The organism is Halorientalis brevis, from assembly GCF_042678165.1.
GTDB classification, from domain to species: domain Archaea; phylum Halobacteriota; class Halobacteria; order Halobacteriales; family Haloarculaceae; genus Halorientalis; species Halorientalis brevis.
Map to the genome: position 1 here is coordinate 435,795 of NZ_JBHUDJ010000002.1, position 20,970 is coordinate 456,764.

20 protein-coding genes are annotated in these 20,970 nt (G+C 66.8%); 11 read left to right on the forward strand and 9 right to left on the reverse strand.

Translation table 11 applies throughout. From position 1 onward, the window contains the following. Positions 1-3: 3 nt before the first annotated feature. Positions 4-921: an SDR family NAD(P)-dependent oxidoreductase gene (locus ACFR9U_RS05915; RefSeq protein WP_247379566.1), complete on the reverse strand. Its 918-nt coding sequence runs from the start codon at positions 919-921 to the stop codon at positions 4-6. Positions 922-1,139: 218 nt separating this feature from the next. Here ACFR9U_RS05915 and ACFR9U_RS05920 point away from each other — a divergent pair, with 218 nt between their 5' ends. From ACFR9U_RS05920 to ACFR9U_RS05930, 3 genes are all read left to right on the forward strand, one after another. After that, entirely contained in the window at positions 1,140-2,381 is a 1,242-nt protein-coding gene (locus tag ACFR9U_RS05920; RefSeq protein WP_247379563.1) for an RNA-guided endonuclease InsQ/TnpB family protein, read from the forward strand. A gap of 68 nt (positions 2,382-2,449) precedes the next feature. Beyond that, positions 2,450-2,668, forward strand: a complete 219-nt coding sequence (locus ACFR9U_RS05925; protein WP_247379560.1) for a DUF7542 family protein — start codon at positions 2,450-2,452, stop codon at positions 2,666-2,668. Positions 2,669-2,745: 77 nt separating this feature from the next. After that, positions 2,746-4,146, forward strand: coding sequence for an MEDS domain-containing protein (locus tag ACFR9U_RS05930; protein ID WP_247379558.1), 1,401 nt, complete (start codon positions 2,746-2,748; stop codon positions 4,144-4,146). 15 nt (positions 4,147-4,161) lie between these two features. On the opposite strand, the gene ACFR9U_RS05935 is transcribed toward ACFR9U_RS05930, so the two are convergent. Next, a complete protein-coding gene (locus ACFR9U_RS05935; RefSeq protein WP_247379556.1) occupies positions 4,162-5,058 on the reverse strand; it encodes a hypothetical protein in 897 nt (298 codons plus the stop codon). A 204-nt stretch (positions 5,059-5,262) separates the two neighbouring features. Between ACFR9U_RS05935 and ACFR9U_RS05940 the strand changes: the two genes are divergently transcribed. Beyond that, a complete protein-coding gene (locus tag ACFR9U_RS05940; protein ID WP_247379554.1) occupies positions 5,263-5,667 on the forward strand; it encodes a CBS domain-containing protein in 405 nt (134 codons plus the stop codon). A 76-nt stretch (positions 5,668-5,743) separates the two neighbouring features. On the opposite strand, the gene ACFR9U_RS05945 is transcribed toward ACFR9U_RS05940, so the two are convergent. The 4 genes from ACFR9U_RS05945 to ACFR9U_RS05960 are packed head-to-tail and all read right to left on the reverse strand — an operon-like array spanning position 5,744 to position 9,527. After that, the gene (locus ACFR9U_RS05945; protein WP_247379551.1) at positions 5,744-6,532 is read right to left on the reverse strand and encodes an ABC transporter permease; all 789 of its coding nucleotides are present in this window, start codon (positions 6,530-6,532) and stop codon (positions 5,744-5,746) included. Beyond that, positions 6,529-7,392 (reverse strand): ABC transporter permease, encoded by an 864-nt coding sequence (locus ACFR9U_RS05950; protein WP_247379549.1) that lies wholly within the window; start codon positions 7,390-7,392, stop codon positions 6,529-6,531. Before ACFR9U_RS05950 ends, ACFR9U_RS05945 begins: the two co-directional genes overlap by 4 nt. After that, positions 7,389-8,432, reverse strand: coding sequence for an ABC transporter ATP-binding protein (locus ACFR9U_RS05955; protein WP_247379547.1), 1,044 nt, complete (start codon positions 8,430-8,432; stop codon positions 7,389-7,391). Before ACFR9U_RS05955 ends, ACFR9U_RS05950 begins: the two co-directional genes overlap by 4 nt. A 6-nt stretch (positions 8,433-8,438) precedes the next feature. Further along, positions 8,439-9,527, reverse strand: a complete 1,089-nt coding sequence (locus ACFR9U_RS05960; protein WP_247379545.1) for an ABC transporter substrate-binding protein — start codon at positions 9,525-9,527, stop codon at positions 8,439-8,441. Between the two features lie 148 nt (positions 9,528-9,675). Here ACFR9U_RS05960 and ACFR9U_RS05965 point away from each other — a divergent pair, with 148 nt between their 5' ends. The 6 genes from ACFR9U_RS05965 to ACFR9U_RS05990 all read left to right on the forward strand — a co-directional run bounded on the left by ACFR9U_RS05965 (position 9,676) and on the right by ACFR9U_RS05990 (position 15,725). Then, positions 9,676-10,476 carry an enoyl-CoA hydratase/isomerase family protein gene (locus ACFR9U_RS05965; RefSeq protein WP_247379543.1) on the forward strand — a complete coding sequence of 267 codons (801 nt, stop codon included), beginning with the start codon at positions 9,676-9,678 and terminating at the stop codon, positions 10,474-10,476. Positions 10,477-10,478: 2 nt separating this feature from the next. Continuing rightward, positions 10,479-12,671: an acetate--CoA ligase family protein gene (locus ACFR9U_RS05970; RefSeq protein ID WP_247379541.1), complete on the forward strand. Its 2,193-nt coding sequence runs from the start codon at positions 10,479-10,481 to the stop codon at positions 12,669-12,671. Then, a complete protein-coding gene (locus ACFR9U_RS05975; protein WP_247379539.1) occupies positions 12,664-13,461 on the forward strand; it encodes an enoyl-CoA hydratase/isomerase family protein in 798 nt (265 codons plus the stop codon). The genes ACFR9U_RS05970 and ACFR9U_RS05975 overlap by 8 nt, the downstream gene beginning before the upstream one ends. Further along, entirely contained in the window at positions 13,458-14,246 is a 789-nt protein-coding gene (locus tag ACFR9U_RS05980) for a carbon-nitrogen hydrolase family protein (protein ID WP_247379537.1), read from the forward strand. The genes ACFR9U_RS05975 and ACFR9U_RS05980 overlap by 4 nt, the downstream gene beginning before the upstream one ends. Positions 14,247-14,338: 92 nt before the next feature. Next, positions 14,339-14,860 carry an Lrp/AsnC family transcriptional regulator gene (locus tag ACFR9U_RS05985; protein WP_247379534.1) on the forward strand — a complete coding sequence of 174 codons (522 nt, stop codon included), beginning with the start codon at positions 14,339-14,341 and terminating at the stop codon, positions 14,858-14,860. A gap of 91 nt (positions 14,861-14,951) precedes the next feature. Next, positions 14,952-15,725, forward strand: a complete 774-nt coding sequence (locus tag ACFR9U_RS05990) for a creatininase family protein (protein WP_247379532.1) — start codon at positions 14,952-14,954, stop codon at positions 15,723-15,725. Positions 15,726-16,000: 275 nt separating this feature from the next. Here the strand turns inward: ACFR9U_RS05990 and ACFR9U_RS05995 are convergent, their stop codons facing one another. Beyond that, positions 16,001-16,576 (reverse strand): peroxidase-related enzyme, encoded by a 576-nt coding sequence (locus tag ACFR9U_RS05995; protein WP_247379530.1) that lies wholly within the window; start codon positions 16,574-16,576, stop codon positions 16,001-16,003. 148 nt (positions 16,577-16,724) lie between these two features. Here ACFR9U_RS05995 and ACFR9U_RS06000 point away from each other — a divergent pair, with 148 nt between their 5' ends. Further along, positions 16,725-18,374, forward strand: coding sequence for a thiamine pyrophosphate-binding protein (locus ACFR9U_RS06000; protein ID WP_247379527.1), 1,650 nt, complete (start codon positions 16,725-16,727; stop codon positions 18,372-18,374). 2 nt (positions 18,375-18,376) lie between these two features. Here the strand turns inward: ACFR9U_RS06000 and ACFR9U_RS06005 are convergent, their stop codons facing one another. Both ACFR9U_RS06005 and ACFR9U_RS06010 read right to left on the reverse strand, forming a co-directional pair. Beyond that, positions 18,377-19,483 (reverse strand): 3-hydroxyacyl-CoA dehydrogenase, encoded by a 1,107-nt coding sequence (locus ACFR9U_RS06005; RefSeq protein ID WP_247379525.1) that lies wholly within the window; start codon positions 19,481-19,483, stop codon positions 18,377-18,379. Next, entirely contained in the window at positions 19,480-20,799 is a 1,320-nt protein-coding gene (locus ACFR9U_RS06010; RefSeq protein WP_247379523.1) for an APC family permease, read from the reverse strand. The genes ACFR9U_RS06005 and ACFR9U_RS06010 overlap by 4 nt, the downstream gene beginning before the upstream one ends. Positions 20,800-20,970 lie beyond the last annotated feature (171 nt).

Sequence of the window (20,970 nt, forward strand, 5' to 3'; positions counted from 1 at the left end):
CCCTCACTGGACGGCCGCCGGTTCGGCGAGGGGTTCCTCGACGTCGAGGAACGCCGCGCTCCGCTCCCAGAGGCGGCGCTGGGCGTCGCGGTTGCGCGCCTCTCGCGACGGTTTCCGCGGCTGTCGCTTCGAGAAGTACCGCCCCGAGACGCCCGCGACCTCGTCGGACGCCGCCAGGTAGACGAGCCCCGCGGCGCCGTCTTCGACGGAGGTCACCAGCGGGAGGCCGTCGAGCAGCGAGATCGTCTCCGGGAGCGGCGACGGGAGGAACCGCGAGAAGCCCGAGCCGGGGATCGCGCCCGGATGGAGCGTGTTCGAGGTGACGTCGCGGCCGGCCGCGTCGAGACGGCGCGCCAGCGCGAGCGCGAACTGGACGTTCGCGAGCTTCGAGCGCTGGTAGGCGCGCCAGCCGGTGTGGCGCTCGACGTCGGTCACCTCGTCGAGGTCGAGGCGGACCCCGCGATGGGCCAGCGAGCCGGTCGTCACGACGCGGCCGCCGTCGGCCACGTGGTCGAGCAATTCCGTGGTGAGCAGGAACGGCGCGAGGTGGTTGACGTGGAACGTGTACTCGACGCCGAGGTCCGTGAGCCGCCCGTCGCGGGACATCCCGCCGGCGTTGTTCACCAGCACGTCGAGCTCGTCGGTGTCGTTCTTGACTGTCTCGGCCAGTTCCCGGACGGCCTCGACGTCGGCGAAGTCCGCTTGGACGAACCGGGCGTCCGACCCCAGCTCCCGGAGTTCGTCGACGACTGTCGCCCCTGCGTCGGCGTCGCGGCCGTGGACGATCACGTCCGCGCCGAGTCTGGCCAGCGACAGCGCCGTCTGCCGGCCGATGCCGCTCGTCGAGCCGGTGACGAGCGCCCGCGTCCCCGAGAGATCCCTGTTCGTAACCCCCGCGCGCTGTTCCGGTGCGCGTGACATTGGTTTCGAATAGCGCTACAGCAACAAAAACCATCGTGAACGGGAACCAACTGTAATCGTGATGGTCGTGCGGACCGTCCGTGCAGGGCGGACCGGGAGAGGCGGGTCTTTTATAATGGTCAGCGAGGCGAATACCCCGACCCACCGTGGTCGGGGATGAAGCCGACAACTCGTGAGACAAACCACTAAGTGACAACATCAATAATCAAGAGACAGCGATGGAATACAGTCACCGCTACCACGCCTACCCGACACAAGAGGTAGCGGCACGACTGGAACATCATCTAAACGTTCATCGCCAACTCTACAACCACGTCCGCTGGGACTACGAGAACAGTCCAGAGGACGACAAGCCGAGCGAGTACGACCAGAACAACAAACTCCCCGAATGGAAGCGCAAGTGGCCAGTGTTCAGTGAATTGCACTCGAAAGCCGCCCAAGCCACCGTCGCTCGCTTCCACCGCAACCTCTCGAACCTTCGCAAGAAGAAGGAGAAGGGGTACAACATCGGTCGGCTCAAACGGCAAGCACCCGCCGAGTATAGGAGTGTGACGTACAACCAGTCTGGTTTCGACCTCGATGAAAAGAGGGGCCACGACAAATACGGCTACGTCCGCTTCAGCAAGATCGGCTGGGTAAAACTCCGGTATTCTCGCCCGATTCCCGACCACGCCACGATCAAAGAGGTCACATTCAAAAAAGAACGAAATGGCGAGTGGTTCGTCTCCTTCGGACTGGAAACCGACGACGCTAACCTCCCCGAGAAACCTGCTGTGGACTCATTAGACACGAGCAACAGCGTCGGGATCGACCTCGGCATTCTCAACTACATCCACACCAGCGATGGCAAGACCGTGGATTGGCTTGACCTCGAAGACGACTACGAGCGTCTTTGCCGCGAACAACGGAAATTGTCTCGAAAAGAGAAGGGGTCGAACAACTACGAGAAACAACGAGTCGAAGTTGCCAAAGTCACGCGTCGGATTCGTCGGAAGGTTCTGGACTATCAGCACAAAATCACGACATGGCTCGTCAAAGAATACGACGCCGTGTTTGTTGAAGACTTGAACATCCAGAGTATGCTTCAGGGCGACGGGAACGCTCGGAACAAGCAGGATACGGCGTGGCGACAGTTCATCACCCTCCTCGAATACAAGGCCGAGTTGTACGGGACGCACGTCGTGCAGGTTGAAGCACGAGGGACGACGAAGGAGTGCGCGTCGTGTGGTGTGGAGACGTCGAAGCCCATCTGGGTCAGGGAACATTCGTGTCCGTCGTGTGGGTTCGAGACGGATAGGGATGCGAACGCGGCGATGAACGTTCTGAAGCGCGGTTTTTCTGAACTAGGGCTGGGATGGCCCGAAGGAACGCCTGTGGAGACTGTGACCGCTACGGACGCCGCTGATTTCCAGCGTGTGTCTGCAAGTCACGTCTTAGAAACAGGAAGCCTACCCTCGTGAGAGCAGGATTCCCCGCGCCACCGTGCGCGGGGTAACATTCAACTCCGCGACGCTCCTCGGTCGGAGTAATGTCGACCCACCGGGCGACCGTCACCTGTCCGTCCTGCGACCTCGAAGAGACGTTCGAGAAGCTCCAGGCAGCGCGCACGTGCATCGAGAACCACCGCGCCGAGACGGGGCACGACCCGGCGTGGGAACTGCACGGCCTCTCTTCGGGCGTCGAACGCGCCGGCGAGGCGGCCGGCGTCTGTGGCGTCCCAGGCAGCGATGAGCCGCTGACCGAGTGACGGTCACTCGCCGTCCCGCCGCCACCGTCGAGTCGGAAGACTACTAACAGCTGCGTGAGAAGTCGCCGAGCAAGGACATGGGACGGACTCTCGAAGACCACGCGACGTTCTTGCGACAGCAGACGCAAGTGGAACTCCTCGACGCGATCGAGGAAGTCGCCGTCCACGATCACCTTGCGCTCATCTACGAGAACCGTCAAGAGCAGTTCGACGCCGCGCTCCCGTTCATCGAGGCGGGGCTCGAGAACGACGAGAAGTGCATCTACATCGCGGACGACAACCTGGTCGAAGACGTCACATCGGAGTTCGAAGCGCGCGGGATGGCCGTCGAGCGGGCGCTCGACAGCGGCGCGTTCGAGGTGGCGGTCCCGGCGGACACGTACCTGCGCGACGGCTACTTCGACCCCGACGAGATGCTGGCGTTCCTGGAGACGGAGACGGAAGCGGCGCTGGCCGAGGGGTTCGACGCGCTGCGGGTCACCGGAGAGATGACGTGGCAGCTCGGCGGCGACCCCGGGACGGAGCGGCTCATGGAGTACGAGGCCAAGCTGACGCCCTTCCTCGACGAGCACGCGTGTCTCGCCATCTGCCAGTACAACCGCACCCGGTTCTCCGACGAGGTCCTGCGCGGCGTCGTCGAGACGCACCCCCAGCTCATCTATCGCTACACCCTCTGTGAGAACCCGCACTTCGTCCCGCCCGAGGAGTTCCTGGCGACCGAGCACACCTGGAGTCTCGACAGAGTGCTCGATTCGCTGGTGGAGGGCCAGCGTTTGCGGAACCGGCTGCGAGACCGCGAGGTGCAACTCCAGGTGTTGAACCGCGCACTCCGACACAACCTCCGGAACAACGTCAACGTCGTCTTGAGCACGCTGGAGTTCCTCGAACGCGACCTCGGCGACGAGTACGCCGAGGAACTGGCCCGGATCCGCGACCACGGGGAGTCGCTCGTCCGGATGAGCGAGCAGGCCCGGCAGGCCAGCACCATTCTCGAACGAGCGGAGTCGTTCCAGACGGCCGACCTGACGCCGATCCTGACACGCCAACTCGAACGGGTCGAGCGACAGGTGTCCGACGCGGCCGTGACTGCGGAGTTGCCCGACCGCGCCCCCGTCCTCGCCGTCGACGGCATCGAACTGGCGTTCGAGGAGTTGCTCGACAACGCGATCCGCCACAACGACAGCGACGCGCCTCGCGTGCGCGTCGACGCGTCGTGTACGCCCAACGGAGCGGTCAACGTGCGGATCGCCGACAACGGGCCGGGCATTCCCGCCGACGACGCCGAGGTGTTGACCGGCGACCGCGACATCGACCAGCTCTTTCACGGCAGCGGGTTCGGCCTCTGGCTGGTCAACTGGCTGGTCGACCGGTCGCGCGGCACGCTCGCGTTCGAGGAAAACGAGCCGCGGGGGAGCGTGGTCGAGGTACGGCTCCCGCACGCGCGGGACGCGGACGCTCCCGACGGTCCACTCCACTAACGCGCCAGTCGCCGCTCAGGCCGGCGTCGAGACGTTCTGCAGGGTGACCTCGCGCTCGGCAGCGACGTGGCCGTCGACCGAGAGCGTCACCGGCCCGGATTCGGCCGCCGTGTACTCGGTCGACAGCTCCAGCGTCGCGGTCGCCGACTCGCCGGCTGCCACCTGGCGTTCGACGAGGTGGGACTCGTCGTCGTCGGCGATGCGCGCGGTCGGCCAGTACACCGCCGCCAGGAAGCGGCCGTCGGTGTCCGAGACGTTCCGAACCGTCAGCGTGACCGACAGGGCGTCGCCCTCGGAAACTATGTCCGGGACGGACAGTTCGTCGAGTTCGAAGCGGGGCGCGGGTGCTGCCAGCCGCGCGGTCGCGTCGGCGGACAGCGGCCACTCGGCGGGGTCGCTCCCGCCGAGTCGGATGCGCGGATTCGACGCCGAGAGCGGGGACGGGATCTCGAAGGCGAGGAACGACTCCCCGTCGCCGCCGAGACGGCGACCGACCGCCCCGCCCTCGTGACCCGCGACCGCGAAGTTCGCCGCGCCGACGGTGTCCGAGAGGCCGGACTCCCAGGACTGGTCGTCCGTCTCGAACGTAAACGATGGCAGGTCGTTCCGGTCGCTCCGCACCGTTGCGACCACGTATTGGGTTCCCTCGGCCGCCAGGACGCCACCTGACCCCATGATCGACTCGTACGTGACGGCTTTTCGGACGACGACGTCCTCGACGGTCACGCCGTCCGGCGACGGCGGGTCGTCGGGTGACGTGGTGGGCGACCCTGTCGGCGAACTCGTCGGGGAATCCGTCGTGGTGGGATCGCTCGGTTCCTCCTCCGGTGGGCCTGAGCCAGGGTCGGAGAGACAGCCAGCGAGTCCGACGAGACCGGCGCCGGCGAGCGTGAGGAGTTGCCGTCGGTGCATGCTCCACCGTTTTTCGGCACGCATCAAATGCCTTCAGGAGACACAAACACGTGTTTGACCGTTCGCGAGACCGTCGCTGTGCCGGATTGAACAACTTCGGGGTTGTGTTCTATGTGGGTCGATAACACTACATTTGCTAATTGCTACCGAATAGTCTGTGATATTTTACAATACATTCACCTGCGGTCCGGCGGACGTGCCTGTATGGACGATATTTTCGTCGCCCGGGTCATGTCCACCGGGTTGCACACCGTGCGGCCAGACACGCTCGTCGAGGACGCGGCACAGATCATGCTGGACAACGACATCGGGTCGGTCCTGGTCGTCGACGAGGACAACCAGCTCGCAGGCATTCTGACGACCACCGACTTCGTCACCATCGTCTCCGAGAGCAAACCGAAAGCCGAGACGTCGGTGTCGCGCTACATGACGACGGACGTGATCACGACGACGGCCCAGGACTCTATCCAGGACGTGGCCGACACGATGCTCGAAGAAGGGTTCCATCACATGCCGGTCGTCGACGAGGACGAGGGCCTCATCGGGATGGTCACGACGACCGACCTCGCGGCCTACATCTCGCAGGTTCAGACGCCGAACCCGTCGTAGCACCGCTGCGTACTGAAACGACCGCTCTTTTCGATCGGCACGACGCCCGCTGAACGGGGTATCGACAGCGAAAGAATCAGGTCGAGGAGAGTTTCCGACTGCTCAGGGCGACCACGAGCATGACGACGATGAGCACGACCGACAGCGCGTTGATCGTCGGCGTCAGCCCCGTCCGGAGCATCGTGTAGATGACGACCGGGACGGTGCTCGTGCCCGGGGAGATCAGGAACTGCGTCGCGGTGAACTCCCCGAAGGAGACGACGAAGGCGATGAACGCACCGGCGAGGATCGCCGGCGAGATGATCGGGCCGGTGATGTGCCGGAACGTCGTCACGGGGTCGGCTCCGAGCACGCGCGAAGCGCGCTCTAGGTCCTGGTCGTAGGTGACCAGTTCCGAGCGCACCAGCAGGAACACGTACGGCAGCGACAGCACCGTGTGCCCGAGGATGAGCGCGGGGAAGCCCGACGGGAGTTCGATCTGGCTGAAGTAGCGCACGAGGGCGATCCCCGTGATGACCGGCGAGATGATCATCGGGAGCAGCATGACCGTCGAGATCTGCTCTTTGTAGGGGAACTCCCCGCGGACGAAGCCGATGGCGGCGATCGTCCCGATGATGGCCGAGAGGATCGCCGACGCCGTCGCGACGAGCAGGCTCACCGTCAGCGCGTCCAGCAGTTGCTGGTCGGCCATGAGCTGCTCGTACCACTTGATCGAGAACCCCTCCTGGGGGATCGTCGGGAACGTCTGCGTGGTGAACGACGTCAGGATGACGATGACCACTGGCAGGAGCAGGAAGGCGAACACGACCGTGATGAGCGCACGGAAGGTGAGTCCTTCCAGCCGCTCCGTCGTACTCGTGCTCATATGTTACCGAGCGCCTCCTGCAGGTCGAAGACGGTGTTGAACACCAGCAGGGTGCCGACGAGCAACACGGTGTAGACGATGGCCAGCGCCGAGGCGAACTGGATGTTGAAGTTGGAGAGGAACGCCTGCGCGATGACGTTCGCGATCATCGTCTGCTTGGGCCCGCCCAGCACCGCCGGCCCGAGGAACGACCCGGCCGCGAGGATGAACACGATGAGTCCGGCGGCGACCAGTCCCGGCAGCGAGAGCGGGAAGATGACTTTCGCGATGGTGTGCCACTTCCCGGCGCCGAGGACGCGCGAGGCGTCGACGAGTTCGTCGTCGATGGCGTTCAGCGAGTTGTAGATCGGCAACACGGCGAAGGGCAGGTACACGTTCGCCAGGCCGATGATGACCGCCGGCGTGGTGAACAGCAGTCCCGTCTCGATTCCCGTCAGGTCGGCCAACGGACCGGCCGGCGACAGAAAGAGCAGGATGCCGAAGTACCGGACGATGTACGCGATCCACAGCGGGACGATGATGAGCGTCATCGCCGTGCGGACGCGGTCGGTGCTGAAAGCGAGGAAGTACGACAGCATGTACGCGAGCGCGAGCGTGACGGCTGTCGTGACGACGCCGAACAGGAACGAGCGGACGAACGCGTCGACGTAGATGCCGTCCATCGCACGCAGGTAGGACTCGAACGGCGTCGACGAGTCGAGCGCTAAACTCTCCGGGATCAACAACAGGACCGGGAGAATGAAAAACAGGCCCACGAAGCCCAGGCCAAAGAGCGCCAGGTGGCGGTTGGCGACCCGGCCTTCGAGGCCCTCGCCGATGACGTGCGTGAGTCTGCCCAGGCCGCCCCGCTCGACGCTCATAGGACGATCACCCGCTCGGCCGGGAACCTGAGGTAGACGTCGTCGCCGATCTCGATGTCGGGGAAGCGCGTGGTGTGTGCGAGCGCCGTCGACTCGTCTTCGAGTTCGATCGTCATCTCCGCTCGGTTGCCGAGGTTCGCGATGTCGGTGACGGTGCCGAGGAACTCGTTTTCGGCGCCCGTCGGGTCGGGGCTCACGTCGATGTCCTCCGGACGGACGTACAGCGCGACCGACTGGTCGTCACTGACGCCCGAGTCGGGCAGCGTGATCCGCTTGCTGTCGTTGTAGACGACCGCCCGGCCGTCTTCGTGGGTGACCTGCCCGTCGAACTGCGTGGATTTGCCGACGAACTCCGCGACGAACGGGTTGGTCGGCGTCTCGTAGATCTCCTCGGGGCTGGCGATCTGCTGGGCCTTCCCGTCGTTCAGGACGACGACCTTGTCCGACATGGAGAGGGCGTCCTCCTGGTCGTGGGTGACGTACAGCGTCGTGACGCCGACCTCGCGCTGGATGCGGTTGAGCCAGCCGCGCATCTCCTCGCGGAGGACCCGATCCAGGCCCGTCAGGGGCTCGTCCAGCAGCAGGATGTCGGGTTCGTACGCGAGCGAGCGGGCCAGCGAGACGCGCTGTTGCTGACCGCCCGAGAGCTCGCCCGGCTTGTGGTCGCCGTGGTCGGGCATGTCCACGAGCTGGAGCGACTCCTCGACGCGGTCTTCGATGTCGCCCGTCGAGTAGCCGTGCATCTTCAGCCCGTAGGCGATGTTCTCCCGGACGGTCATGTGCGGGAACAGCGCCGTGGACTGGAACGCCATCCCGATGTTGCGTTTCTCGGGTGGCAGCTCCGTCACGTCCTCCCCGCGCAGGAGGATGCGGCCGTCGGTCGGTTCCACGAGTCCGGCGATCGCGTGCAGCGTGGTCGACTTCCCACAGCCGGAGGGACCGAGCAACGTGACGAACTCCCCTTCCTCGATGTGGAAGGAGAGGTCTTCGACGGCACAGAGATCACCATAGTACTTGGTGAAGTTCTCGACTTCGAGCATTGGATGTTAGTTCTGTTTGATCTTATCGAGGCGCTGCGTCCAGGCTTCCTGCTTGGGGAGGACCGTGTTCCAGTCACGGAACGCCAGGTCCTCGGCGGGCGCGTAGTCGGGCAGCTGCTTCATCTTCTTCGGCGGGTTCTTCACCTGAACCGTGTAGTTCATCTTATCCGAGAGGGTCAGGAGGTTCTCGCGTTTGTAGGTGTGGTTCAGCAGCTCGTGGGCTTTCTCGCGACTCTCCGATCCCTTGACGACGGCGAGGTTGTCGGCCCACCCCATCGCGCCTTCCTTGGGCATGACGTACTCGATGTTGTCGTAGCCCTCGTTCTGGAGTGCCAGGACGCGACCGCCCCAGGCCTCACAGATCCAGGCGTTCTCCTGACGAAGGTAGCGGATCGAGGTGGCGCCGTCGCCCCAGTAGGCGAAGACGTTCTGGTTCTCCTTTTTCGCCCGCTGGAACATTTTGTCCGTCTTGGACTGGTTCCCGGGGACCTCGTTGATGTTCATGCCCGCCGCGGTCGCGCTGTTCGAGAGCCGGTCGATCGTCCGGTCGATGAGCGACACTTTGCCCTCGTAGGCAGGATCGAGGACGGCGTCCCAGGAATCCAGGTTCTTGTTGATCTTGTCCGTGTTGTACGCGTAGCCGGTCGCTCCGTTCTCGCGGATGAGCCCCATCGTGTCCTCGCCGTTCATGTTGAACGACAGCGAGCGAGCGCTCTCCTTGATGTTTTTCTCGTAGTTGGGTACCTTCGAGAGGTCGATCGGGTCGAGGACGTCTTCCTTCTGTGCCCGGGCCATCCCGGTGTCGTTCAACGCGACGACGTCGAACGAGCCGGGGTTCTGCTTGATGAGCGAGATCATCTCCGTCGTTCCGCCAGCGGACGTGCCTTTGACGCTCGTCTCCGAGTCCCAGCCGTCGAACACGCCCATCTGCGCTTTCTGCGTGTTCCCACCGAAGCCGAGGAATCGGAGTTGACCGCCCGAGCCGCCACCGCCGCCGCCGCCGAGGATCGACGAACAACCCGCCAGAGCCGTCAACGTTCCTGCGCCTGCCGCTGCCAGCACGTCCCGTCGTTTGTGCATGTCTTTGTGTGACATTACCGTGAGGGTGTACTACACAATAACATAATAATCTTTCGTAGAACTCAACCCCCTGTTTGGGAAAATTCTCAAGTTCGACCTCTGGATTAGGAGCGAGCAAAATTTTATATGGCTAAATGATTTGAGTCTACGTAGTGGCTTGACCATGACAACGACAGACACAGCGACGGAGTCCCCGACGATCTACGAACGGGACGGGAACGTCGCACGCGTCCGCCTGAACCGGCCGGACAGTCTCAACGCGGTGACGCCCGCGTTGTACGAGGGAATCCGCGACGGACTCGACCGGGCCGCCGAGGAGGGCGCTCGCGTCGTCGTCCTCGAAGGCGAGGGTCGGGCCTTCTGTGTGGGCGCTGACATGGAGAAACATGACGAGACGGAACGCACCCAGAAGGAACGCCGGGAGTACGTCTGGCAGGCCCAGGAGGCTGCCGAAGCAGTCCAGACCCACCCCCAACCGGTGGTCGCGAAAGTACAGGGATACGCCATCGGTGCTGGTGCGGAACTGGCGCTGAGCGCGGACTTCATTCTGATGGCCGACGACGCCGAACTCCGTTTTCCGGAAGTCTCGATCGGGACCTACATCGGCGGCGGCGTCACCTACACGCTGGCCGACCGCGTCGGCCAGGCCCGCGCGAAGGAACTGATCCTCTCGGCCGCGTCGCTCACCGGCGAGGAAGCTGCCCACGAAGGCATCGTCACGAGCGCCCACGCCGAAGACGACCTCGACGACGCCGTCGACGACCTCGCTGCGGACCTGGCGGGGAACGCGCCGATCCCGATGGAGTTCGCCAAAGCGCAGTTCGGGCGCGTCGGCCGGGCGACGCGCGACGACATGCTCACGGCCGAGGCCGAAGCGCTGCTGGCCTGCATGGCGACCGACGACTGGCAGGAAGGCGTCGACGCGTTCGCCGAGGACCGCGACCCGTCGTTCGAGGGGGCCTGATCGTGCCGGACACCGCGACCGACATCGACCGCATCATGGACCCCGACGCCGTCGCCGTCGTCGGTGCCTCCACCGACGAGACCAAACGCGGCTACCAGGCCATCGAAACCCTCCAGGAGGGCGGCTACGAGGGCGACATCTATCCGGTGAACCCCTCGGCCGACGAGATCCGCGGCCTCGACGTCTATTCCACTGTGTCTGCGATCCCGGGCCGCGTCGATCTCGCACTCATCGTCACGCCCGCGAAGATCGTCCCCCAGATCCTCGAAGACTGCGCGGACACGGACCTGGCGGGCGCGGTCGTCATCGCCGTCGGCTTCGGCGAGGCCGGCGAGCAAGGGGAGGCACTCGAAGACGAGATCGTCTCCCTCGCGCGCGAACACGGCGTCAGACTCATCGGCCCCAACACGTCGGGGATGATCAACGTCCACCAGGGCCTGAACCTCGTCGGCGCCGACACGGTGCCCGAGGGGAACCTCGCGCTGCTCTGTCAGAGCGGGAACATGGCCATCTCCCTATTCACCGAAGCCGCCACCCGCGAGGGCGTCGGCTTCAGTCACTACGTCGGCGTCGGCAACGAGGCCGACCTCCAGTTCCACGAGTACCTCTCCTTTTTCGACGACGACCCCGAAACCGACGCGGTCGTCTGCTACGTCGAGGGGATGAGCGACGGCCGGGCCTTCCTCGAGGAAGCCCGTGAGGTGACGACCGACACGCCCATCGTCGTGCTGAAAAGTGGGCGCTCGGACGTGGGCAAGCGGTCGGCGTCCTCGCACACGGGGTCGCTGGCCGGCGACGCCGCGGTGACGGACGCCGTCCTCGAACAGGCGGGCGTCGTCAGCGTCGACCGCTCGGACGAACTCCTGTCGTCCGCGAGCGCGCTGTCATCGCTCCCCAGCGCCGACGGGAAGAACGTCGCCATCCTCGCCGACGGCGGCGGGCACGCGACGCTCGCCGCGGACGCCCTGTCCGAGCGCGGGCTCTCCATCCCACAGCTTACCGACGAGACCCAGGATCGACTGCAGGCGGTCCTGCCGGACGCGGCCAGCGTCGTCAACCCCGTCGACGTCGCGGGCGGCACCGACGAGGACCAGTCGGTGTTCGTCGACTGCGCCGAGGCCATCGTCGCCGACCCGAACGTGGACGCGCTCATGCTCTCGGGGCTCTTCGGCGGCTACGGCATCCGCTTCGCCGAGCAGTACACCGAGGTCGAGATCGAAGCGGCCCACGACCTGGCCGCCCTCGCCGAAGAGCACGGGAAACCCCTGGTGGTTCAAAGTGCCTACGAAGGATTCGACACGGAACCGCACGCAGTGCTGCGCGAGCAGGGGATTCCCGTCGTCGAGTCGCTCGACGTGGCGACGGCGAGCCTGGACGCGCTGGCGACCTACGGCGAGCGCGTCGCGGCCGCCGGCGAGAGCAGCGACTTCCAGCTCGCGGACGGGCCCGACGCGGCCGAGCCGATCTCCGACGCGGTCGCGGGCGGCCGGACGCAGCTCTCGGAGTTCGAGTCCAAACAGGCACTCGCGGCGGCCGACCTGCCGATCACGCCCTTCGAGTTGGCGACCACTCCGGACGAGGCCCGAGAGGCCGCAGCGTCGGTCGACGGCCCCGTCGCGATGAAGGTCGTCTCGCCCGACATCGTCCACAAGTCCGACGCGGGCGGCGTCGCACTGGACGTCAGTGCCGACGACGCCGCCGACACCTACGACGACCTGCTGGAGGCGGCCCACGAGTATGACCCCGACGCCCAGGTCGACGGCGTGCTCGTCTCGCCGATGGCCGACGCCGGCGTCGAACTCATCGTCGGCGTCGTCGACGACGACCAGTTCGGTCCCGTGGTGATGTGCGGCCTCGGCGGCGTGTTCGTCGAGGTCCTGGAGGACGTCGCGTTCCGCGCGCTGCCGCTCACCGAGGCTGACGCCCGCGCGCTCCTGGCCGACATCGACGCCCAGGAGATGTTAGACGGCGCCCGCGGAAACCCGCCGATCGACCGCGACGCGGTCGTGGACCTGCTGGTCGCGATGTCCGAGTTCGTCGCGGCGAACCCTTCGGTGTCGGAACTGGACCTGAACCCCGTGTTCGCCACCGAAGACGGCGTGGAAATCGTCGACGCTGCGATCACGCTCGATCCCGATGGAACTGTGCGCCCCGACAGCGAACCAGCTCTCTCACGAGGAACCACTGATGATTGAAATCGACGCCCCGCTGCGAGTCGAACGGACAGACGACCACGTCGCCCGCGTCACGTACGACCGGCCCGACGCCATGAACGCGTACAACGAACCCCTGCTTCGGGGTGCGGTCGAGGCGTTCGAGCGTCTGGACGACCGCGACGAGATACGCGCGATCGTCCTGACGGGCGCCGGCGACGCGTTCTGCGCCGGCGTCGACCTGAACGACATGCCGCTGACCCCGGAGATGGACTTCGCCGAGTACGAGACCGGCCTCGGCCTGTTCCAGAACGTCGTCCGGACGCTCCGCGGGATCGACACGCCGGTCATCGCCGCGGTCAACGGCTACGCGCTCGGCGCCGGCTGTGACACGGCGCTGGCCTGTGACTTCCGCGTCGTCAGCGACGAGGGCGTCGTCGGTGAGACGTTCATCGACGTCGGGTTCGTGCCCGGCGACGGCGGCGCGTTCCTCCTTCCCAGACTCATCGGCGAGGCGCGCGCGAAGGAACTCATCTTCACCGGGAAGAAACTCACAGGCGAGGAGATCGTCGAGTGGGACCTCGCGCGCGAGCAAGTCCCTGCGGACGAACTGCTCGACGCCGCCGCGGCGTTCGCCGATCAGTTGGCCGGTCGGCCGCCCGTCGCGCTGGCCCAGAGCAAGCGCCTCGTCAACGAGAGCTTCGACGTGGACATCGACCGCGCGCTCGGTGACGCCACCCGCGCACAGCGCATCTGCTCGCAGACGGACGACCACGAGGAGGCGGTCGCGGCGTTCCAGGAGGACCGGGAACCGGAGTTCGAGGGGCGATGAAGCGATTCACGGTCAGCGTCGTCCAGTTCGAGAGCACGCTCGGCCCGGCCGACGACGGCACGCTCGATCGGATGACCGACGCCATCGCTGCCGCGGACGCGGACCTGGTGGTGTTCCCGGAACTCGCCACGACCGGCTACCACGTCTTCGACGACCTCCCCGAGGTGGCCGAACCCGTCCCTGGCCCCACGACCGAGGCGCTCGGAACGGCTGCCGCCGACGCCGACGTTGAGGTGCTGTTCGGGATGCCGGTTCAGGACGGCGACGACGTGTACAACAGCGCAGTCTGGCTCGACGGCGACGGTGACGTACGGGCGCGCTACGACAAGCGCCACTGCTGGGGCGACGAGCGCGCGGTCTACGCGGTCGGCGACGAGTACGCTGTCGTCGACGCCCCGTTCGGTCGGGTCGGCGTCCAGATCTGTTACGACCTGAACTTCCCGGCGGCGAGTCTCGCGCTCGCCCGTGCGGAGTGTGACGTCGTGATCAACGTCTCCGCCTGGTCGCACACGATGGAACGCGACTGGCACACGTTGTTGCCGGCGCGCGCGGTCGAACAGGGCGCGTACGTCGTTGGCTGTAACCGCGCTGGTACGGAGGCCGGCAACACGTTCTGTGGGCACAGCACAGTGATCGAACCCGACGGCACGACGGTCGTCGAGCTGGGCACCGGCCCCGGCCAGGTCGCCGTCACGCTCGATCCCGGCGTGGTCGCGGCCGAGCGCGAACGGAACCCGATGCGGCGGGACCGCCCGGCCACCGACGCGGACGCGACGCGTCAGTGACGGCGCGTCCCGATTGGGATCTTTCCGGAAACGCCCCTTGCGAATTGGAACGAAACCAAGCTATTACCGAAATGCACTCCAATGATCAGTCAATGACGAAGGTAGCGCTCGACGAGGTGGACTTCCAGATCCTCCGCAGACTCGACGAGAACGGTGACATCGACGTCGACGAACTGAGCGAGGAACTCGACGTCAGCACCTCCACGATCTACTACCGGATGGAGAACTACCGGGAGAAAGACATCGTCCAGGGCGAGATCGCCCAGCTCGACCCGCAGAAACTCGGCTTGGAGCTGACGGCGATCACGGAGATCAACGCCGACTACGACGGCCCGGGCTACGAGGAGGTCGCCGAGAAGATCGCGGGTCTCTCGGGCGTCCAGCGCGTGTTCTTCATGCTCGGCGAGATGTCGTTCTACGTGCTCTCCCGGGTGCGCGACCACGAACACCTCCAGAAGCTGATGGAGGAGATCATCCAGACCGAGGGCGTGGACAACTCGACGACGAACATCGTCCTCCGGACGTTCAAGGACGAGGACCGCCTGCTGGTCAACTACGACGACGAGGACTTGGAACGGATCTTCGGCGATACCCCGCGGCCGGCCGACGACTGAGCCGACGAGGCGCGATTACGCCTCCGTGGCGTCGGTGTCCGCAGGGCGACGCCAGTAGGCTATTGAGGCTCGCACGCGTAGGCCGTCGGACATGTATCTCGCCGACGAGGCCTGGCCCGACCTGGGCACGTATTTCGAGGCGGAGTCGCTGGCGATCGTGCCGCTGGGGTCGACCGAACAGCACGGTCCGCACCTCCCGGAAGGCACCGACCACCTCATCGCGGAGGCGCTGGCGCGCGAGGCCGCAGAGCGCACCGGCTACCTCTGTACCCCAACGATCAACATCGGCGTCAGCCCCCACCACCGCCAGTTCCACGGGACGATGTGGGTGGACGCGCCGGTGTTCCGGGACTACGTCGAGAGCTTCTCGCGCAACCTCGCGTACCACGGCATCGACCGCATCGTGTACGTCAACGCCCACGGCGGCAACGTCGAACACCTCCGGGAGGTCGGTCGTCGCCTCCACGACGACGAGACCGCCTACGCCATCGAGTGGATGTGGGACGAGAGCATCCCCGACCTCGTCGACGAGGCGTTCGAGCACAACGGCCCTCACGGCGGCCCGAAAGAGACGGCGATGCTCATGCACATCGCGCGGGAGCTAGTCCACGAAGATCGGATGACCGACGCGCGAGACGGCGGCCGCGTCGAGCTGGGGGCGGACGAGCTTCGCGAGCACGGCGCCCGCACGTTCTACGACGCGGTCGAGAACAGCCCCAACGGCGTGTTCGGCGACCAGACGGACGCCACGCCCGAAATCGGGGCCGAACTGTTCGGGGCCGCGAGCGACCAGCTCGTGAAGCTCTGTGAGTGGCTGGCTGCCCAGCCGTTCGCGGACCTCATGCCCGACCCACACGTTGACTGAGCCGGCGAGCAATCGGCGGGCTGGCGGCTGCGGACGCATCGCTACCGACGTCACGCCCATCGAGAAGCGCCTCACCTGTCACCGACCGCAGGATTCACTCCAGCCGCGCCCCGCACTCCGTGCAGTACGTGGGGGGCACCTTCGTATGGTGCTCTTTCTGGCAGATGTCACAGACCACCATCGGATCATATGCGCTCGTCCTGAGTAGTTAAATGCGCCGGTCATGACGGTGTCTGTGGTGGAATCACACGCACGTGGGGCGTGACTGCACGCCCCTAGTCGCGGCCCAGGTCGTAGAACTCCGCGTTCGGTCGCATGTCCGTCAGGTGGGCGAGCCGGTTCGAGAGGTTGTAGAACGCTGCGACGTTGCCGACGTCCCAGATCGCCTTCCGGCTGAAGCCGTGGGCCTCCAGTTCTTCGAGGTCCTCGTCGTCGATCCGGGCGGGCTCCTCGGTGACCTTCACGGCGAAATCGAGCATCGCCTCGTGGGCCTCGTTGACGTTTGCCGTCCGGTGGTTGGTGGCGAGCTGCTCGGCCAGATGCGGGTCGTCGGCGTAGATCCGGCAGAGCGCGCCGTGGGCGACGATGCAGTACAGGCAGTCGTTCACGCCGCTGACGGTGACGACGATCATCTCGATCTCCTCGCGTTCCAGCGCCGTCTCCTCGATCAGCGCGTCGTGGTACTGAATGAACGCCTGGGCCTGCTGTGGCCGGTAGGCGAGCGCGCGGAACACGTTGGGCGTGAAGCCGGCGCGCTCGGTCTCTTCCTCGATCCGCTCCTGCAGTTCCGGGGGGAGCTCCTCGACGTCCGGCACTGGAAACCGCGTCATGGCTGGGATTTCGTCTGCCATACGACTGGCTGCTCGTGCAGGCGCCATAGGTGTTGGGCGGTGCGGCCCCAGGTCGCACAGGTACTGGAACCGGGGGAGCGTTTTTGTCCCTGCTCTCACAGGTCACTGGTATGCACACTGTCCCCACGACGCACGGAGGCGAGTACTGATGGCGCGGACGACCGACGCCGTCGCGGCGCTCTTCGAGGCGGCCGGCGTCGAGACGGTGTTCGGCTTCCCCTGCGAGCAGATGGACCCCTACTACGCGAGCCTGGCCGGCTCGGATCTGCGGCACGTCCTCGCCCGGAGCGAGGCGAGCGCGACGCTGATGGCGGACGGCTACGCTCGGGCGGCCCGGACGATCGGCGTCGTCGACGGCGTCAGCGGCCCGGGCGCCGCCTACATGAGCGTCGGGCTCTGCGAGGCCGCCGGCGCGTCCTCGCCGGTGCTGGCGCTCACGGGCGGCAACGACCGGGAAACCCGCGGCACCGGCGTCATCCAGGACGGCGACAACGAGGCGATCCTCGACCCGTTCACCGCGTCGACGGCCGACGCGGAGACGCCGGACAGAGCCGTCGCGGCGGTCGAACACGCCGTCAGAGAGGCGACGACCGGCGTCCCGTCGCCGGTCCACGTCAACCTCCCAGAAGACGTGATGGCAGCCGAGACCGACCGCGAGCCCCGCGGCGACGTGGACGGCACGTATCCGCGGACGCGTCCGGCCCCCAGCGACGACTCGATCGCGGCGATCACGGACCTGCTCGCCGACGCCGAGCGCCCGGTGATCGTCGCGGGCGAGGGCGTCATCCGGGCAGGTGCCAGCGACGCGCTCTCGGCGTTCGCCGAGACCGCGGACGTGCCGGTCGTGACCTCGATGAACGGGAAAGGCGCCGTCGCCGAGACCGCGCCCTACGCCCTCGGGGTCGTCGGCCGCTGGGGCTTCTGCCAGGTGGCCAACGACGCCGTCGCGGACGCGGACCTCGTCATCGGGCTCGGAACGCGGTTCGGCGAACTCACCTCGGTGGGGTGGACGCTCGTGCCCGAGGACGTCCCGCTGGTTCACGTGGACCTCGACCCGGCGTGGCTCGGCCGCAACTACGAACCCACCGTGGCGGTGCGGGCCGACCTCCGGGCGACGCTCGATGCGCTCGCCGACGCGGCCACGGGCGACGCCGACCGCGCCGCGCGCGTCGACGACCTCGCCGCCGACCGCGCGGACTGGCGCGCCGCCCACGAAGACGACCTGACGAGCGACGAGACCCCGGTCAAGCCCCAGCGCGTCGTGGGCGAACTGAACGAGCGGCTGCCGGCCGACGCGATCCTCGTGAGCGCGACGAGCTTCCCCGGCTTCTTCTCGGGTGCGTTCTACGAGACGGAAACGGCGGGTCTGGGCTACCTCCAGGCGCGCGGCAGCGACGGCATCAACGTCTGTCTCCCGCAGGCGCTGGGCGTCCAGGTCGCGCGGCCGGACCAGCCCGTGGTCGCGCTCTCGGGCGACGGCGGCATCGGCTACCACGTCGCCGACCTGGAGACCGCAGCGCGGGAGGACCTCCCGATCACGGTGGTCGTCACGAACAACGACTCGCTGGGCTCATCGAAGATGAGCCAGCTCGGCGCGTACAACGTCGACCAGTCCACGGACTTCCACGACGGCGTCGACTACGCGCAGGTCGCCCGCGGCTTCGGCTGCGCCGGCGAGCGCGTCACCGACCCCGAGCGGATCGGTCCGGCCATCTCCGAGGCGCTCGAATCGGACGAACCGACGCTGCTGGACGTGCAGGTGGACCCCTACGCCGCGCCGCCGGTGCTGGTCGAGTAACTTTAGAACACCGGGTCGTACACGGCCGCGCCGGTCTCCTCGTACCTCGTTTGCAGAGTCTCCCGGAGGAAGTCCCGGCCGAGCATCGACTCGACGTCGAACGGGCCGACGTCGCCACCGGACCCGCGCTTGAGGATCTCGTCGATCGTGTCCTCGTCGCCGACGCCGTCCTGGACGAGCCGGTGGCCCTCGTTGACGAGCGCGCCGACGACGGGCGTCACGTCGTGGGGCTCGTCGACCGCGGGGAGCAGGCAGGTCTCGCCGTCCCACTCGAAAAAGCCCTGCCCGGTCTTCTTGCCGAGGTCGCCCGCCGCGACCATCGCGTCCATGCGGTCGTGGATCAGGGGCGGCGGCGCGTACCGATCGCCGTACACCTCGCCGAGGTTCGCGACGGTCGCCAGGTGGACGTCGATCCCGATGAGGTCGATGAACTCGATGGGGCCGCGGTCGAAGCCGACGTTCGCCGCACCGCGATCGATGGCTGCGGCGTCGGCGGCCAGCAGCTCCCAGGTGCCCGCGCACTTGATGCTCGCCGAGAGCCGCGAGAGGCAGTTCGCCCGGTACTCCGCGCCCAGTTCGATCGGCGTCCGGTCGATCGCCTCGCCGACGGCCCGGGCCATCGAGAGCGCGCGCTCGGCGGCGTCGTCGCCGGAAATCTCGACGACGTCGCGTTCGAGCGCCGGGTTGGCGAAGTGAAAGAGGACGACCCGTTCCGGGCGCTCCAGCTCGGCGGCGACGTCGCCGGGCGTCAGCGACGACGTATTCGTGCCTACGACGGCATCGTCCGGCAGGACGGCTTCGAGGTCCGCCACGAGGTCCCGTTTCAACTCGAGCCGTTCCGGGACGGCTTCGACGACGAACTCGCAGTCGGCGAGCGCGTCGAGGTCGGTGTCGTAGTCGATCCGATCTGCCAGGCCCTCGGTGGGGTCGAGGCCCGCGGCGTCGAGGGCCTCCGGGAGGATCGTCTGGTGGTAGTCCCGTGCCGATGCGAGCGCGTCTGCGTCGACGTCGACGAGGGTGACGGGGAAGCCGCCGTTCGCGAGCAGGCCCGCGATGTCGCGGCCCATCAGGCCAGCGCCGACGACGCCGGTCGTGTGTGGTCGTGTCATGGCTCGAGAGTGGGATCGGTGACCGGTTGCTCACCGGTCCGCGTTCTGAGGAGGTAGTAGCTCCCGCCGACGGCGAGCGAGCCCACCCAGGCGGCGAACACCGTGGGCGACTGGCTCGCCAGCAAGACGAGCAGGAGGCAGTTGAGCGGGATCGCGAGGGCTGCCATACCGGCGACGGCCCGGTTCGGAAGCGGAAGGGCCGCGGCGACCTCCCCCGGTCTCGTCCGGATCGCCGCGAGCGCCGCGAGCATCACCGGGACGAGGAGGAACGCGCCACCGAACCCGAGCAGCGAGCCGAGTTCGGCGATGGGCAGCGGTGAGACGAGCGCCGCCACCGAGCAGACGTAGACGACCGCCAGGCCCCAGTGTGGGGTGTCGAAGCGGTCGTTCGTGGCCGCGAGCGACCGCGGCATCAGACCGTCGGCGGCCAGTACTTCGAGGTACTTCGGGGTGATCATGAAGACGGCGTTGACGCTGGTGGCGATGGCGAACAGCGCGCCGCCGACGACGAACAGCGACTGGAGCGCCGCTGGGAGGAACTGCGCGGCCGGGACGGCGAGCGTCGCGCCCGCCATCGCCTCGGGGCCGACGGTGCCGACCGCCACCAGGCCGATGCTCGCGTAGATGACGAGCACCAGCGGGACGCTCACGGCGAAGGAGCGCGGAATGGTCACCGTCGCGTCGCGGATCTCCCCGCCGATGTCGACGACGAAGTTCGCTCCGAGACAGACGAAGTAGAGGACGCCCGCCGCCGTCGCGACGCCGACGGCGCCGTTGGGAAACGCCGGCGTCAGGTTCGCCGTCCGCACCGCCGGCGCGCCGAAGACGATGAACGACCCGAGCGCGGCGACGAGACCGACGAACATCAGGACCTGTGCGGTGGCGGCGGGGCGAAGACCGAGCAGGTTCACGGCGAAAAACAGCGTCAGGACCGCCAGGCCGACGAGGGTCGGGCTGACCGGGAGGAGCGACTCGACGTACTGGCCGGCGGTGAGCGCGTACAGCGGGAGGCCCCCGCTGAACATGCTGATCCCCAGCCCCCAGGCGGCCAGGAAGGCGAGGGGACGGGAGACCAGCGCGGCCGGATACCGGTAGTTCCCGCCGGTCGTCGGGAACGCCGCGCCGAGCATCGCCGTCGGCAGCAACCCGAGGATGGCGATGCCGAAGGCGAGCACGAACGCGACGACGACGCCAGGCCCCGTGATGCCGACGGCGATCCCCGTCAGGCTGAACAGCGCCCCGCCGACGATCAGGCCGACCTCGATCGTCACCGCGTGGAGCAGGCTGATCCCGTCATCGGTGTGTGGCTGTTGCACGTGACACTCTCTGACACGTCGTACCGCGTGAAAATGTTTGTCCTCCAACTGGATTGTGCTGTCACGTCTCCCTGGCGAGGCCACTACCAGTCGTCGAAACGTGGGGGTGGGAACCCACGAGAGTGAGAATTGGGGGGTGGGGGTTGTGGGGGGTGAGTGGCACACTGCGTG